Below are 15,198 nucleotides of genomic sequence, written 5' to 3' on the forward strand. Positions count from 1 at the left end.
CCAGCCGTCCACGGCTCCCGTCGAGCGCACCGGCACTCCCACGGCCGGAACGGACGAGGACCGCCTGAGCCGTCCCGAGGTCACCCCACTCGGGACGTTCGGCAAGATCCCCTACGTCCAGTACGACGGAGTCTTCGAAGGCGCCACATCCACCGGACGGTTCCGGGTGCCGTACCGGATCAGCGCTCCGGCCGATCCGCACCGCAGCAACGGCACGGTCCTCGTGGAGCCTCCGCACTTCGTGGTCGGTCTCGGCACGCTCAACGTCTACCTGCGCCAGGAGCTCCTGTTCAGCCGCGGCTTCATCCACGCCGGAATCGGCTGGAGCACGCTCGGCGACCGCATCCTCGACCCCCAGGCCGACCTCGCCGCCGGCCGCTTCACCGGCAAGGTCGTCGTGGTGAACTCCGAGGCCGACGACTCGACGACCCTGCTCGACCGCGGAGTCGCCCCGGACCGCTACCGCTTCTACGTCGTCGCGGGATCCCCGCACGTGCCCGATCCGCTGGACGCCCCGCTGAACCTGCCGTTCCCCGTGCAGCGCTCCACACCGGCGACCTTCGTGCCCGCCCTGCGCGCGCATTTCCTGCAGGCCCACGACTGGGTGTGCGACGAGCGCAAGGGATCCACGCCGCCCCTCAGCACCCGCCTTCGTACCCTGAGCGACGGCAGCATCGCCCGGGACGCCGTCGGCAACGCGATCACCGAGGACCGCACGGGCCGGCGCCGTCCGCCCCTGTGCGGCCTAGCGGCCCCTGAACATCCGGCTCACCGAACACCCGGCTCACCTGCGGCGTCGCGGGTGAGCCGATCTTCATGCCCTGCCCGCGCTCGCCGCGCACCTAGAATGGAGGTGTCCCACCCGGTCCGGGAGGCGTCATGACATTCGTACAGATCATCGACTGCAAGACCAGCCGCTTCGACGACATGAACCGGCTCATGGACAAGTGGGTCGAACAGACCCAGGGCAAGCGCACCGCCACCCACAGCATCCTCGCCAAGGACCGCTCCGACGGCTCCCACTTCGTGGAGATCGTCGAGTTCCCCTCGTACGACGTGGCGATGAAGAACTCGCAGCTCCCCGAGACCGACCGGATCTTCAAGGAGATGGTCGCGCTCTGTGACGAGATGCCGACGTTCACCGATCTGGACGTCGTCCGTGACGAGCAGCTGTACAAGGCCACGGCCCGCCGGTTCTTCGAGCTGGCCGGCGCCCCCGGGGAGCTGGGGCCGCTCGACGAGGTCTTCGCCGAGGGCTTCCACGACCACGACCCGACCAACCCGCAGGACGTCATCGGGATGGACGCCGTCCGCCGTGAGGTCGAGGAGTGGCGGAGCGGTTTCGACTTCGACTTCGTCATCGAGGACCAGATCGCGGAGGGCGACCGGGTCTGCACCCGCTGGACCTGGAACGCCACCCACACCGGCGACTTCATGGGCATCGAGGCCACCGGCAAGAAGGTCTCCATGACGGGCACCGTCATCCACCGCTTCCGCGAGGACGGCAAGGCCGTCGAAGGCTGGTGGCAGTACGACCTGCTCGGGCTGATGGGCCAGCTCGGCGCCGTGGAGGCATGACATCCGTGGCGTGACATCCGTGGAAGCCTGACCCGTGGAAGCCGCCTGACATCACGGAACGACACCGAGGCCCGGTGCCCCCGTCGCGGGGCACCGGGCCTCAGTGGTCGGCTGTGAGCGGCCTCAGTGGGAGTGGCCGTGACCGTGGCCGTGGCCCGCGTCCGCCGGCTCCTCTTCCTTCTTCTCGACCACGAGGGTCTCGGTGGTGAGGAGGAGGGAGGCGATCGAGGCGGCGTTCTCCAGCGCGGAGCGCGTCACCTTCACCGGGTCGATGACGCCGGCCTTGACCAGGTCGCCGTACTCACCGGTCGCGGCGTTGAAGCCGTTGCCCTTCTCCAGCTCCGCCACCTTCGAGGTGATGACGTAGCCCTCGAGGCCGGCGTTCTCGGCGATCCAGCGCAGCGGCTCGACGGCGGCGCGGCGCACGACGGCGACACCGGTGGCCTCGTCGCCCGTCTTGTCGAGGTTGCCCTCAAGGACCTTGACGGCGTGGACCAGAGCGGAGCCACCACCCGAGACGATGCCCTCCTCGACCGCGGCGCGGGTCGCGGAGATGGCGTCCTCCAGACGGTGCTTCTTCTCCTTCAGCTCCACCTCGGTGGCGGCGCCGACCTTGATCACGCACACGCCGCCGGCCAGCTTCGCGAGGCGCTCCTGGAGCTTCTCGCGGTCCCAGTCGGAGTCCGTGGTCTCGATCTCGGCCTTGATCTGGTTGACGCGGCCCTGCACGTCCGCGGAGTCGCCGCCACCTTCGACGATGGTGGTCTCGTCCTTGGTGATGGTCACGCGGCGGGCGGTGCCCAGCACGTCCAGGCCGGCCTGGTCGAGCTTGAGGCCGACCTCCTCGGCGATGACGGTGGCACCGGTGAGGGTGGCCATGTCGCCGAGCATCGCCTTGCGGCGGTCGCCGAAGCCCGGGGCCTTGACGGCCACGGCGTTGAAGGTGCCACGGATCTTGTTGACGACCAGGGTCGACAGGGCCTCGCCCTCGACGTCCTCGGCGATGATCAGCAGCGGCTTGCTGGAGCCGGCCTGGATGACCTTCTCCAGGAGCGGCAGCATGTCCTGGATCGAGGAGATCTTGCCCTGGTGGATCAGGATGTACGGGTCGTCGAGGACGGCCTCCATACGCTCCTGGTCGGTCACCATGTACGGGGACAGGTAGCCCTTGTCGAAGGCCATGCCCTCGGTGAAGTCGAGCTCCAGGCCGAAGGTGTTGGACTCCTCGACGGTGATGACACCGTCCTTGCCGACCTTGTCCATCGCCTCGGCGATGAGCTCGCCGACCTGCTGGTCCTGCGCGGAGAGCGCGGCCACGGCGGCGATGTCGGACTTGTCCTCGATCGGACGGGCGGTGGCGAGCAGCTCCTCGGAGACAGCCTTGACCGCGGCGTCGATGCCCTTCTTCAGGGCGGCCGGGGAGGCGCCGGCGGCGACGTTGCGCAGACCCTCGCGGACGAGCGCCTGGGCGAGCACGGTGGCGGTGGTGGTGCCGTCACCCGCGATGTCGTTGGTCTTGGTCGCCACCTCCTTCACCAGCTGGGCACCGAGGTTCTCGTACGGGTCGTCGAGCTCGACCTCGCGGGCGATCGTGACACCGTCGTTGGTGATGGTGGGGGCGCCGAACTTCTTGTCGATGACGACGTTGCGGCCCTTGGGGCCGATCGTCACCTTCACCGTGTCGGCAAGCTTGTTGACGCCGCGCTCAAGGGCGCGACGGGCGTCCTCGTCGAACTTCAGGATCTTCGCCATGGGAGCGGTTCAGCCCTCTCGGAAATCGGGTGGAACGAACCGCGCCCCGAGGCGCCCGGAAGGGGCCTCGGGGCGCAGCTCAAAGCATCTGCTTCAGGTGCTCAGGTACTTCGGTGAATTACTTCTCGACGATCGCGAGCACGTCGCGAGCCGAGAGGACGAGGTACTCCTCGCCGCTGTACTTCACCTCGGTGCCGCCGTACTTGCTGTACAGCACGATGTCGCCGGTCTTGACGTCGAGCGGCAGGCGCTCGCCGTTCTCGAAGCGGCCCGGGCCCACGGCCAGGACGACGCCCTCCTGGGGCTTCTCCTTGGCGGTGTCCGGGATGACCAGGCCAGAGGCGGTGGTCTGCTCGGCGTCGAGCGGCTGGACCACAATGCGGTCCTCGAGCGGCTTGATGGCAACCTTGGAGCTGGTGGTCGTCACGATCCGACCTCCCCCTTCGGAGATCACGGGGTTGACTGTCTGAGGTGGCGACCAGGTGGATCCGTCGTCGCGGGTGCCGGACCTGCCCGTCGCTGTGTTGGCACTCTCCAGTGGGGAGTGCCAGAGCCGAGACTATGACTGCGATTAGCACTCGGTCAAGCGGAGTGCCAATTCAGCGCCATGTGGCGATTCGGTCTCGGTACGGGCAACGGCGCGGCGGACCGGATGGTTCCGTACGAGGGTGCGGCCATGACCACCTCCGGCACCGCGTCTCGCACCGCCTCTCGCACCGCCTCCGGCCGCCCGGTGCGCACCGGGGCCGACGTCCTGAGCGCACTCCTGTTCCTGCTTCTGGAGGGCGGGGCCGCCCTGGTCGGCGCCGTGCTGCTGGCCCTGCGGAACTGGGGCGGCGCGTCCGAGCCGCGGCGCTCGGGGCCGCCTCCGATGGACTGGGTACCGGTGCTCGCCTTCGGCGCGATGGCGGGTGTCGCGCTGCTGCTGGCGCTCGCGATGCTGCGCGGCGGCTGGGCCTGGACGGCCGCGGGGCAGTTCCTCGCGGCGGGGCTGCTCGGCCTCACCACCCTGCTCATCGCGACGGAGGAGTGGACGCGGGCGCACCCCGCGCCCGCACCCACCGCGCCGGCCCCCTCCGAGGCCCGGTGCGTCTGCCACAGCGCGGGCGGCAGCTGCCACGGCTGCCCGGGCGGCTGAGGCCTTCGGGCGGCGGACGGTGATGCTTTCCGGACCCTCCCTAGCGCCGGGCGTCCGGGTGCACGACCGAGCGGAACACACGGGCCGCCGTCTCCTGGATCGTCGCGTCCCTCCCGCCCACCCGCTCCGCCGCCTTGCGCCCCAGCCGTTCGATCGGGTCCACGGACGACGCGCACCCGGACGCGGCGAGCAGCGCGCCGGCCAGTGCCAGTCCGGCCAGCGGCCGGCGCGCGCGGATCACACGTAGTCCTCGAGCTTCGCGACGGCGTAGCCCTTGGCGGTGATCGTCTTCATCACCCGGCGGATCATGTCGGGCATGGTGCCCTTCCAGTCCTCCTTGCCGCGGAAGTGCGTGAGCACGATGTCGCCGGGGTGCAGGTCCCGGTCCCACTCGCGCCACTCCATCCGGTCCGGGAACGCCTCCGCGGCCCACAGCGGGACCGCCTTCACCCCGCACTCCTTGGCCGCGCGCAGGGTGTCCTCGTTGTAGTTGCCGTACGGCGGCCGGAAGAGCGGCGGCCGCTTCCCGTACCGCTTCTGGATCGTGTCCTGCATCCCGCAGATCTCCCGCTTCTGCGCCGCGTACGAGAGCCCGGGCATGTAGCGGTGGTTCAGCGTGTGGTTGTGCAGGGAGACACCGGCGTTCTGCATCTTCTTGAAGTAGCCGTAGTCCTCCTTGACCAGGTAGTCGCTGAGGAAGGCGCTGTACGGGATCCGCAACTCGTTCATCATCCGCAGCAGCGCGGGGTCCTTCTCCGCGCCGTCGTCGATCGTCAGGAAGACGACCTTCTCCTTGGTCGGCACGGTGGTGAAGACGGGTGGCAGGCCCTCGCCGTCGGTCTCGAAGCCCTTGCGGGTGGTGATCTTCGGCTTGACGGCGGGCGGGGCCGGGGCTTCCAGCGGGGGCCGGTCGAGCCCCCACTTCTTGGCGGCGAGCGCGCGGGCGGCGCGTTGCTTGCGGACCTTCGCCACATACGCGTTGAGGGCGCCGGACGCGCCCTGCGCCTGCTGCCGGGGCTGACCGGCGGCGGGATTCGGCGGCGCGCCGGTCCCGCCGCCGGCATCGCCGGACGGCGCGGCACAGGCGGATCCGAGGGCGGCGACGAGCAGCACCCCACCCACCGACCGGCGCAGTCGGACGGCGCGCTTCGATCGGATCGATCGCGATTGTTCGTTTTGTCGTACTAGCTGCATGGCGTCGCATCTTGTCAGCGGCGACCCCTTCCCGGTGTCACGACACCGCCGCGCCGACGCACGGTCCCCCGGCCGGCCCACACGGGGCCAGGCCCCAGAATGGTGCGGGTGACCGACCTCGCCGACTTCGCCGCCCTGCTCACGCCCGAGGGCCAGACGCTGCTCGCCGCCCTGCGCGACTACGACCCCGCCCAGGAGCTGGCGGTCGCCTCCCGGCTGCGCCGCGAGCACCCCGCCGAACTGGTCACGGCGGCCCTCGGCCAGGCCCGGCTGCGTCAGCGCGCGGTCGCGAAGTTCGGCGCCGAGGACGCGTACCGGATGTACTTCACGCCCCACGGCGTCGAGCAGTCGACCCGGGCCTCGGTCGGCGCCCACCGTGCCGAGCGCTTCAAGGAGCTCGGCGTACGCAGCGTCGCCGACCTGTGCGGCGGGATCGGCGGCGACGCGATCGCGTTCGCCCGCGCCGGGATCTCCGTCCTGGCCGTCGACCGCGATCCCCTGACGGCCGAGGTGGCCCGCGCCAACGCCGTGGAGCTGGGCCTGGCCGATCTCGTCGAGGTCCGCTGTGCGGACGTGACGGAGATCGACACGGCCCCCTACGACGCGGTCTTCGTCGACCCGGCGCGGCGCGGCGGGCGCGGCAGGATCTTCGACCCCGAGGCGTACTCCCCGCCGCTCTCCTGGGCGATCCGGGCCGCCCGCAAGGCCCCGCACGCGGCGCTGAAGATCGCACCGGGGGTGCCGCACGAGGCCGTCCCCGAGGACGCCGAGGCCGAGTGGATCTCGGACGGCGGCGACGTCAAGGAGGCCGTGCTCTGGTTCGGCACCGCGCCGGGAGCCCGCCGTGCCACGCTCCTGCCCGCCGCCGCCACCCTCACCGGCCGGGGCCTGCCCGACCCGCCGGCCCGCCCGGTCGGCCGCTACCTCTACGAGCCGGACGGCGCCGTCATCCGCGCCCACCTGGTCGCCGAGGTCGCCCAGGAGCTGGACGGCGGCCTGATCGACGAGACGATCGCCTACGTCACGGCGGACGGGCTCACGCCGACCCCGTACGCCACCGCGTACGAGATCACCGACCAGATCCCGTTCAACCTCAAGAAGTTGAAGGCCCTGCTGCGCGAGCGCGAGGTCGGCACGCTGACGGTGAAGAAGCGCGGCTCCGCGGTCGAGCCCGAGGAACTGCGCCGCAGGATCAAGCCGAAGGGCCGCAACTCCGCCACGGTCTTCCTCACACGGGTCGCCGGCGCCCCGACGATGCTGATCGGCCACCCGGCGCGGTAGACCGCGCCCGAGGGCGGTTGGATGGGCCGTGGACGAGAGGGGGAGTTCATGGCACTGCATCCGGAGGGCATGTTCACCAGCGGGCCGCTCGCGCACCTCGTCGGACTGGCCGCCGCCGGATCCGACCCGTTGGAGTGGGAGGTGTTGCGGTTCAAGCGGGTCATGCGGACGAACCATTGGGACGTGGCCTGGCGGCACACCGCGCAGCCACTCGCCTCGCAGTTGGACTACCTGGCCACCGCGTTCAGCGAGGAGTTCTTCGCGACCTGCCCGGAGGCGACCCGCCGCACCTGGCGGACGGCCGCCGGAGCCAAGAGCGTGCCCGCGTTCATGACCGAGCTGGCGATGCTGCTGCGGCTCGCGGACCGCGAGTGGGACGCCTCGTACGAGGACGTACCGCTCTCCGCGTGGGAGGTGCGGGCGCAGTGGCCGCTGCTGCCGGCGCTGGACACCTGGGCGTACGACGGTGAGTACGCCTCGTACGAGGAGAGCCTGCGGGCCTTCATCGACGGCGAGCACCCGTTCTGCTTCGACGAGTTGATACCGCGCCTCACCCAGGCCCTGGAGGTGCGGGCGCTCCGCACACAGTCGGAGGCCTTCGCCGCGTCCTTCCGGACCCTCGTACCCGAGGCGACCCCGGAGACCCTGGACATCCTCGCCCGCCTCACCTTCGCCCATCTGACGGAGCACCATGGCTGAGCAGACGCCGACGACCGCACACGCCCCCTTCCACGACGAGCCCTTTCCCGAACTGCTCGGGCTCGCGTCCCAGGTGGCCGTCAGCGCCGACGAGCGGTGGATCGCGGTCAGTTCGGTGGCGCACGGCCGGAGCCGGGTGGCCGTCTACCGCGCCGCCGACCTCTCCTGCGCGCACCTCCTGACGTTCACGATGGACGCCGAGTCGATCGCGTTCCACCCCACGCTCCCCCTGCTCGCCATCGGCCTCGACAACTACGACGAGTACAGCCGCGCGGGCGGCCTCACCCTCCTCGAACCCGCGACCGGCCACCGCGTCGACTTCGCCGACCCCGACTGGGGCATCGAGCCGGTCCGCTGGCTGGACGCCCGCACCCTCGAACTCACCTTCTTCGCCTTGGACCCGGACGACGAGTACGTGCACCTGCTGTCCCGGGCCACCGTCGCACGCGACGACTGGCTCGGCCTCACCCCCGACGCGCTCGACCTGACCGCCCTCGACCGGCGGCCGCACGACCCGGAGGACCCGCACACGTACACCGACACGGCACCCGCACGGCCGGTCCTCCAGGCCCTCGCCGAGCGGGCCGGCCGGAGCTACGGCGGATACGGCGGGGTCCGGGCCGTGGCCGGGCTGAGCGACGGCCGGGTGCTCGCCACCCGCAACCACACGGCGGTGGAGTGCTGGGCCCCGGACGGATCAGTGCTGTGGACGGTGCCCGCGCCCTCTGCGGTCGGCGGCACACGGTTCGAGGTCGCCGCCGACGAACGGACGGTACGGGTCGCCGTCCCCGGCCCCGATGCCCGCGCCCGGACCGACTTCCCGCTCGTCGCCACCTCCGACGGCACGGTCCTCGACCGCCTCTCCGTTCCCTTCTCGGCCGCGCTGTGTGCCCGCATGGACGGAGTCTGGGCGATCCGGGACACGTACGACCGCAGCATCGGGGCCGAACCCCCCGCCCCGCCCAACACACGGGTCTTCGCCGCCGACGGCACCCCGCTCGGCGCGGTCCACGAGCCGGACCGGTACGACCTCGTCCCGCTCGACGTCCGTCGCTGCCCCGAGCTGCTGTACGCGCGGCGGCGCCGGGAGGTGATCGCGCTCGACCCCGGCTCCACCGCCGAGACGGTGCTCTTCTCCGCCGACACTCCGCTCGGGCGGGCGGTGTACACCACCGACGCCGCGGGCCCCGCGCTCCTGCACGGACGGACGGAACTGGTCCGCCGGGCGTTCCCCGCCGGGGAGGTCGTCTGGAGCCGGCCCCTGGGCTCCGCGGTCGTCGACCTCGACGCGCACGCCGGTGTCCTGCACGCCGTCTGCGCCGACGACACGCTCGTCTCGGTGGACACCGCCGACGGAACCGTCCTCGACCGCCGCCCCCTGCCCCCGTACGGGGCGTGCTCGCTGCACGTGTCCCCCGACGGCACGGTCCTCATCGGAACGGCGGCCGGCCAGATCCTGCGCTACTGAGCCCGCCCGTCCCTCTCCGCCTTCCGGGCCCGGCCGAGGAGGAGCTCACGCTCCCGTTCGTTGCGGGTCAGCGCTGCCGCCCGCTCGAACTCCGCGCGGGCCTCCTCGGTCCGCCCGAGCCTGGCCAGCAGGTCTCCTCGCACGCTGGGCAGCAAGTGGTAGGCCGCCAGGGCGGGTTCGCCCGCCAAGGCGTCGACCAGCGCGAGTCCGGCCTTGGGCCCCTCGGCCATCGACACGGCGACCGCGCGGTTCAACTCGACCACCGGGGAGGGCGTGACGGCCGCCAGCCGGCCGTACAGCGCGGCGATGGTCCGCCAGTCCGTCTCCTCGTACGTCAGCGCCTTCGCGTGGCAGGCGGCGATGGCCGCCTGGAGGGCGTACGGGCCGTACGTGCCGCCCTCCGCGGCCCGCTCCAGGGCGGCGAACCCGCGCCGGATCAGCAGCCTGTTCCAGCGGCCGCGGTTCTGGTCGGCGAGCAGGACCGGCTCCCCTCCCGGCCCCGTCCTCGCCGCCGCGCGGGACGCCTGGATCTCCAGGAGGGCGGCCAGACCGTGGACTTCGCTCTCCTTGGGCATCAGCCCCGCCAGCACCCTGGCCAGCCGCAGCGCGTCCTCGCACAGCGCCGGCCGCAGCAGGTCGTCGCCCGCCGTGGCCGCGTACCCCTCGTTGAAGATCAGATAGATCACCTCGAGGACGGAGCCGAGCCGGGCCGCCCGTTCCTCCCCGTACGGCACCTCGAACTCCACCCCGGCCTTCGCCAGGGTCCGCTTGGCCCGCACGATCCTCTGGGCGACGGTCGGCTCCGGCACGAGGAAGGCGCGGGCGATCTCGTCCGTGCGCAGTCCGCCGACGAGCCGCAGCGTGAGCGCGGTCCGCGCCTCGGCGGAGAGCACCGGATGGCAGGCGGTGAAGATGAGCCGCAGCAGGTCCTCGTCGATGTCTCCGGGCCCTGCGGGCTCGGGGTCGTACGCCTCCTCCGTGAGCTCACGGCCCACCTCCGCGAGCTTGCGCGCGTACGTCTCGCGGCGCCGTACGAGGTCGACGGCGCGGTTCTTGGCGGTGGCCGTCAGCCAGGCACCCGGCCGGTCCGGAACGCCTGTCAGCGGCCACTGCTCAAGGGCGGCGACGAGCGCGTCCTGGGCGATCTCCTCGGCGATGCCGACATCGCGGACGATCCGCGCCACGGCGGCGATGATCCGCGCCGACTCCATCCGGAAGACCGTCTCGACGGCGCTGGGCACGGGTGCTGTCATGACTCACCATGACAGCACACCGTCCCCGGGCGTCACATCTCTTCGATCTCGCGCACCTCGACGGTGACGTCCCACTCCGCCGGGTGCACCTCCAGGAACCGCTTGCCCCACTCCATGGCCTCGGCCTTGTCCCGGCACTGGGTGATGGAGTAGCCCCCGACGACCTCCTTGGTCTCGGTGAACGGCCCGTCCGTGTACGTGAGCTTGCCGCCGGACCAGGTGATCCGGGTGGACTCGGAGGTGGGCTTGAGACCGGCCGTCTCCAGCATGACCCCGGCCTTGGTGATCTCCTCGAAGAGGGCGCCCATGCGCTCCTCGAACCCGGCGTCGGCGTCCTCCAGACGGAAGCTGCCCTCCTGGATGCGGACAAGCGTCAGAAAGCGCGGCATGGTGTGCTCCTCGGATGGTGCGGTGGCGGGGCCGTTCCCCGCCTCACACCCTTACGTCGAACGGCCGGAACCGGCATCGACACCACTCCGAGGATTCTTTTCGGAAGTTCTCAGACGTAGTCCTCGAGGCGGGCCACGGTGAAGCCCTGATCCTGGATACGGCGGAGCAGGTTGGCCGTCATCTCGGTCATCGACGTGCCCTTGAGCTCGGACGGGCCGCGGAAGTGGGCCAGGATGATGTCGCCGGGGTGCAGCTTCCGGTCCGCGCGCTGGTACTGCATGTTCTTGATCTGCATCGACTCGCGCCACAGCACGATCGCGTCCACCCCGCAGGTGCCGGCGGCGGCGCGGGTGTCCTCGTTCCAGTTGCCGTAGGGCGGGCGGAAGAGCCGTGGGGCCGTCCCGTACTGCTGTGCCAGCTTCGCCTGCTGGCCGCATATCTCCCGGCGCTGGGCCTCGCGGCCGAGGGTGCGCAGGTTCGGGTGGGTGAGGGTGTGGTTGGCGACGCCGTGGCCGAGGGCGGCGAGCGGCGTGAAGTACCCGTAGTCGGCGCGTATGGCGGAGTCGGTGAGGAACATCGTCACCGGGATGTCGAGGTCCTTCATCATCGCCACGAACTCCGGATCCTTCTCGGTCCCGTCGTCGATGGTGATGAAGACGATCTTCTCGTCGGTCGGTATGTCGCTGATGACCGGCACCGGTCCGCCGGGGGCCCGCCGGACCGGCTTCACGGCCGGTGGGGCGGGCGGGGCGGCGAAGGGCCGCAGCCCCCACTTGCGGTACGCGGCGGCCTGCCCGGCGGCCTTGTCCCGGGCGTGGTCCCGGGCGTGGTCCTGGGCGCGGTCCGGGGCGCCGCCCGGGGCCTTCGGAGCCTGGTCCGGCGCCTCGGGAGCCTTGGCGGCGGGCGGGGGCGTCCGCGTCCGGCCGGCGGCTTCGTCCGATGCCGCCGGTGTCGTGCAGCCGGTCACCGACAGGGCCACGGCGGTCAGCGCCGCCCACACCGCGATCATCTTCTTCACGCCGTGTGGGATGCGCGAACCGGCCCGAAGGTTGCCTCCGGCTACCGCACCGAGACCGACTCGAAGCGCCAGCGGTGCACCGGCCGGGTGATCATCTCCGCCGCCGGCTCGGGCAGCTCGGGCAGCTCCGTGTCGAGCCCGGCCGCCTCCCACCAGGTCAGGACCAGCACCCGGTCCTGCGTGGCGCGGAAGATCTCACGGCGCAGCGGCTCGTACGGCAGCTCCTGCGCCCGTGCCCACTCCAGGAGTTCGGCGCCGCGGCCCTGGACCGCGCGCGCCTCCCACATGAGGGTCACGGTCGTCACGAGTACAGGTTCTCCTTGCTGACCTCGTGCACATGATCGTGGTCGTGCCCGTGGTTCCCCGGCACGTGAGGGTCCGTCACCGGCAGGGAGGAGTCCGCCGACAGCTCCAGGTCGGAGGCCGGCCGGTTGCGGGCGACCATCTCGGCGCCGAGCGCCGCCACCATCGCGCCGTTGTCCGTGCAGAGTCCCGGCCGCGGCACTCGCAGCCGGATCCCGGCCCGCTCGCACCGCTCCTCGGCCAGCGCCCGCAGCCGCGAGTTGGCCGCCACACCGCCGCCGATCATCAGATGGTCGACGCCCTCGTCCTTGCAGGCCCGGACGGCCTTGCGGGTCAGCACGTCGACGACCGCCTCCTGGAAGGACGCCGCCACGTCCCGTACCGGCACCTCCTCGCCGGACGCCCGCTTGGCCTCGATCCAGCGGGCCACGGCGGTCTTGAGACCGGAGAAGGAGAAGTCGTACGCGGGGTCCTTCGCTCCGGTCAGGCCGCGCGGGAAGGCGATCGCGTTCGGGTCGCCCTCCCTGGCGAGCCGGTCGATGACCGGGCCGCCGGGGAAGCCGAGGTCGAGGACGCGGGCGATCTTGTCGAAGGCCTCGCCCGCCGCGTCGTCGATCGTCGCGCCCATCGGGCGGACGTCGGCGGTGATGTCGGGGGCGAGGAGCAGCGAGGAGTGCCCGCCGGAGACGAGCAGCGCCATGGTCGGCTCGGGCAGCGGGCCGTGCTCCAGCTGGTCGACGCAGATGTGCGAGGCGAGGTGGTTCACGCCGTACAGCGGCTTGTTCAGGGCGTAGGCGTACGCCTTCGCCGCCGAGACGCCGACGAGCAGCGCGCCGGCCAGTCCGGGGCCGGCGGTGACGGCGATGCCGTCCAGGTCGCGGGCGGAGACCCCGGCGACCTTCAGGGCGCGCTCGATGGTCGGGACCATCGCCTCCAGGTGCGCGCGGGAGGCGATCTCGGGAACGACCCCGCCATAGCGCGCATGGGTGTCGACGCTCGACGCGATGGCGTCGGCGAGCAGGGTCGTGCCCCGGACGATGCCGACACCGGTCTCGTCGCAGGAGGTCTCGATGCCGAGTACGAGCGGTTCGTCAGCAGCCATCAGAATCAGTCTCAGTTCCTTGAACGGTCAGTCGCATCACGAGCGCGTCCACATTGCCCGGCTGGTAGTAGCCGCGCCGGAAGCCGATGGGCTCGAAGCCGAAGCGCTCGTACAGCTTCTGGGCCCGGGTGTTGTCCACCCGCACCTCCAGCAGCACCTCCTCACACTCGAAGGCGGTGGCGTGCTGCAGCAGATCGGTGAGGAGGCGGGCGCCGAGCCCGGTCCCCCACTGGTCGCGGGCGACGGCGATCGTCTGGACGTCGCCGAGGCCGCCGGCGGCGGCGAGTCCGGCGTAGCCGACGAGCCGGCCGTCCGCCGGCTCCTCGGCGACGACGTAGCGGCGGGTGGCCCGGGGGCCGCGCGCGTGCGCGAGCTCGGACCAGAACATCCCCTCGGACCATGCGTCCTCGGGGAAGAGCTCGTGCTCGAGTGCGAGCACGGGCTCGATGTCCCACCAGCGCATCTCCCGCAGCACGGCGGTGGGAGTCGCGGGGGTCCCGGTGGTCGTCGTGGTCACTTCGGCGTGACCACCTTGTAGTTCTTCGGCACCTGGGCGTCGGGGCGGCGCAGGTACATCGGCAGCGGGTCGAGGAAGTCCGTGCCGGCCACGAGCTTCTCGGCCGCGAGGGCGGCGAGCGCCCCGGCGGACTGGTGCTCGGGGTCGCGGGCGTCGGGGAAGACCTCGGGGTACAGGCGCGCGCCGGCCCCGACCGCCGGGAGACCGGCGACCCGGTCGGCGATCTCGGCCGGCCGGTCGACGGCCGCCTCGGTCACGCGCGTACGGGAGTTCTCGTACCGCGCCCAGTAGACCTCCTTGCGGCGCGCGTCCGTCGCGACGACGAACGGCTCCTCGATCCCGGAGGCGTGGGCGAGTCCGTCCAGCGTGCACAGGCCGTGCACGGGCACGCCGAGCGCGGAGGCGAAGGTCGCGGCGGTGACGAGACCCACCCGCAGGCCGGTGTACGGACCCGGTCCGACGCCGACCACGATGCCGGTGACCGCGTCGAGCTTCAGCCCGGCCTCCTTCAGGACCCGGTCGACGGCGGGCAGCAGCAGCTCCCCGTGGCGGCGGGCGTCGACCTGGCGCGACTCGGCGACGACGGAGTCGCCGTCGTGGAGGGCGACGGTGACGGCTGGTGTGGCGGTATCCATGGCGAGCAAGAGCACGCAAACAGCCTACGGCCCGCGCGCGCAAGGCACGGCGCCCCGTCCCATCGGCCCGCGGCTGCTAACGTCACCACTCGAACAGGACGTGGGGCACCTCCCGGGCCGAAGGCTCCGGGGGAGGGAGGTTGGCACGGTGGCACGGAGCAGCTCGGGATTCGTGGCCGGGCTCACCGCGGTGGCGGTCGCCGCGGTCGCCTTCCTCGCCTATCAGGCGTCCGCCCACGCGCCCGCGGACGTCTCGGCCAAGCCGAAGGCCCCGATCTCGGCCCCGTCGGCCACCGCGACCGGCGGCCCCCGGAAGCCGGTCAAGGACCCGCTCGCCGTCCCTGCGGCCTCGGGCACCGGCGCACGCGTCGTGTACGCGCTGGGCGAGCGTCGGGTGTGGCTGGTGGACGAGAAGGGCCAGGCCACCCACACGTTCTCGGTCATGCCGAGCACGGTCCACCCGGTGCCGGGGGCGTACAGCGTCACCTCGCGCTCGGGCTCGGTGACGGGCTCGGACGGGGTGCAGATCGAGCACGTGGTGCGGTTCGCGACCGTCCAGGACGTCTCGATCGGCTTCAGCGCCGCGGTCGACGGCTCGCTGCCGACGCCGGACCCGTCGCGCAAGACGGGCGGCATCCGTATGAAGCGGGCGGACGGCGAGGCCATGTGGACGTTCGCCTCGATCGGCGCGAAGGTCGTCGTCGTCGACTGATCCCGGCGCGGGCGCCGCAGGACCGCCCGACCGTGTGGACGGCCCATGCCGTACGAGCACCTGCCGTTCGCTCGTACGGGTTACCGGACGGACCTCGTTTTACCGCGCGACCGTGGTGCACGGCGCGGCCTCGCTGGTGTGCACGACCGTGGTGCACC

Annotated in this window: 18 protein-coding genes; 7 read left to right on the forward strand and 11 right to left on the reverse strand. The window is 71.8% G+C overall.

The features are described from left to right. The first annotated feature begins 166 nt into the window (after positions 1-166). Both J7E93_RS37075 and J7E93_RS15595 read left to right on the forward strand, forming a co-directional pair. A complete protein-coding gene (locus J7E93_RS37075) occupies positions 167-883 on the forward strand; it encodes an alpha/beta hydrolase domain-containing protein (protein WP_215069735.1) in 717 nt (238 codons plus the stop codon). Then, the gene (locus J7E93_RS15595) at positions 880-1,578 is read left to right on the forward strand and encodes an ester cyclase (protein WP_215069737.1); all 699 of its coding nucleotides are present in this window, start codon (positions 880-882) and stop codon (positions 1,576-1,578) included. Before J7E93_RS37075 ends, J7E93_RS15595 begins: the two co-directional genes overlap by 4 nt. Positions 1,579-1,701: 123 nt before the next feature. Here J7E93_RS15595 and groL read toward each other — a convergent pair whose 3' ends face one another. Both groL and groES read right to left on the reverse strand, forming a co-directional pair. Then, positions 1,702-3,330 carry a chaperonin GroEL gene (gene groL, locus J7E93_RS15600; RefSeq protein ID WP_215069739.1) on the reverse strand — a complete coding sequence of 543 codons (1,629 nt, stop codon included), beginning with the start codon at positions 3,328-3,330 and terminating at the stop codon, positions 1,702-1,704. 118 nt (positions 3,331-3,448) lie between these two features. Beyond that, the gene (gene groES, locus J7E93_RS15605) at positions 3,449-3,757 is read right to left on the reverse strand and encodes a co-chaperone GroES (protein ID WP_010471835.1); all 309 of its coding nucleotides are present in this window, start codon (positions 3,755-3,757) and stop codon (positions 3,449-3,451) included. 180 nt (positions 3,758-3,937) lie between these two features. Between groES and J7E93_RS15610 the strand changes: the two genes are divergently transcribed. Next, positions 3,938-4,468, forward strand: a complete 531-nt coding sequence (locus tag J7E93_RS15610; protein WP_215069748.1) for a DUF6234 family protein — start codon at positions 3,938-3,940, stop codon at positions 4,466-4,468. A 40-nt stretch (positions 4,469-4,508) separates the two neighbouring features. Here J7E93_RS15610 and J7E93_RS37080 read toward each other — a convergent pair whose 3' ends face one another. Beyond that, entirely contained in the window at positions 4,509-4,709 is a 201-nt protein-coding gene (locus tag J7E93_RS37080; protein ID WP_251066597.1) for a hypothetical protein, read from the reverse strand. Next, positions 4,706-5,590, reverse strand: coding sequence for a polysaccharide deacetylase family protein (locus J7E93_RS15620; protein WP_308368652.1), 885 nt, complete (start codon positions 5,588-5,590; stop codon positions 4,706-4,708). Before J7E93_RS15620 ends, J7E93_RS37080 begins: the two co-directional genes overlap by 4 nt. A 171-nt stretch (positions 5,591-5,761) precedes the next feature. Here J7E93_RS15620 and J7E93_RS15625 point away from each other — a divergent pair, with 171 nt between their 5' ends. From J7E93_RS15625 to J7E93_RS15635, 3 genes are read left to right on the forward strand one after another with little or no spacing between them, the layout of a single operon-like run. After that, complete coding sequence (locus J7E93_RS15625) at positions 5,762-6,943, forward strand: class I SAM-dependent methyltransferase (protein ID WP_215069752.1); 1,182 nt, start codon at positions 5,762-5,764, stop codon at positions 6,941-6,943. 48 nt (positions 6,944-6,991) lie between these two features. Then, a complete protein-coding gene (locus J7E93_RS15630) occupies positions 6,992-7,642 on the forward strand; it encodes a hypothetical protein (protein ID WP_215069753.1) in 651 nt (216 codons plus the stop codon). Beyond that, a complete protein-coding gene (locus J7E93_RS15635; RefSeq protein WP_215069755.1) occupies positions 7,635-9,110 on the forward strand; it encodes a hypothetical protein in 1,476 nt (491 codons plus the stop codon). The genes J7E93_RS15630 and J7E93_RS15635 overlap by 8 nt, the downstream gene beginning before the upstream one ends. On the opposite strand, the gene J7E93_RS15640 is transcribed toward J7E93_RS15635, so the two are convergent. The 7 genes from J7E93_RS15640 to tsaB all read right to left on the reverse strand — a co-directional run bounded on the left by J7E93_RS15640 (position 9,104) and on the right by tsaB (position 14,343). Continuing rightward, a complete protein-coding gene (locus J7E93_RS15640) occupies positions 9,104-10,363 on the reverse strand; it encodes an RNA polymerase sigma factor (protein ID WP_215069757.1) in 1,260 nt (419 codons plus the stop codon). The genes J7E93_RS15635 and J7E93_RS15640 overlap by 7 nt on opposite strands. A gap of 32 nt (positions 10,364-10,395) precedes the next feature. Further along, positions 10,396-10,752: a YciI family protein gene (locus J7E93_RS15645; protein ID WP_215069759.1), complete on the reverse strand. Its 357-nt coding sequence runs from the start codon at positions 10,750-10,752 to the stop codon at positions 10,396-10,398. 110 nt (positions 10,753-10,862) lie between these two features. Continuing rightward, positions 10,863-11,762 (reverse strand): polysaccharide deacetylase family protein, encoded by a 900-nt coding sequence (locus J7E93_RS15650; protein ID WP_215069848.1) that lies wholly within the window; start codon positions 11,760-11,762, stop codon positions 10,863-10,865. Positions 11,763-11,812: 50 nt separating this feature from the next. After that, positions 11,813-12,076 (reverse strand): hypothetical protein, encoded by a 264-nt coding sequence (locus tag J7E93_RS15655; RefSeq protein WP_308368659.1) that lies wholly within the window; start codon positions 12,074-12,076, stop codon positions 11,813-11,815. Then, positions 12,073-13,176 (reverse strand): tRNA (adenosine(37)-N6)-threonylcarbamoyltransferase complex transferase subunit TsaD, encoded by a 1,104-nt coding sequence (gene tsaD / locus J7E93_RS15660; RefSeq protein WP_215069761.1) that lies wholly within the window; start codon positions 13,174-13,176, stop codon positions 12,073-12,075. Before tsaD ends, J7E93_RS15655 begins: the two co-directional genes overlap by 4 nt. After that, positions 13,166-13,639, reverse strand: coding sequence for a ribosomal protein S18-alanine N-acetyltransferase (gene rimI, locus J7E93_RS15665; protein ID WP_215069849.1), 474 nt, complete (start codon positions 13,637-13,639; stop codon positions 13,166-13,168). Before rimI ends, tsaD begins: the two co-directional genes overlap by 11 nt. A gap of 50 nt (positions 13,640-13,689) precedes the next feature. Next, positions 13,690-14,343, reverse strand: coding sequence for a tRNA (adenosine(37)-N6)-threonylcarbamoyltransferase complex dimerization subunit type 1 TsaB (gene tsaB / locus J7E93_RS15670; protein ID WP_215069763.1), 654 nt, complete (start codon positions 14,341-14,343; stop codon positions 13,690-13,692). A 157-nt stretch (positions 14,344-14,500) separates the two neighbouring features. On the opposite strand from tsaB, the gene J7E93_RS15675 reads away from it, so the two are divergent. Continuing rightward, entirely contained in the window at positions 14,501-15,040 is a 540-nt protein-coding gene (locus tag J7E93_RS15675; protein WP_215069853.1) for a hypothetical protein, read from the forward strand. Positions 15,041-15,198: the final 158 nt, after the last annotated feature.

It is taken from the genome of Streptomyces sp. ISL-36 (assembly GCF_018614205.1).
Lineage (GTDB): Bacteria > Actinomycetota > Actinomycetes > Streptomycetales > Streptomycetaceae > Streptomyces.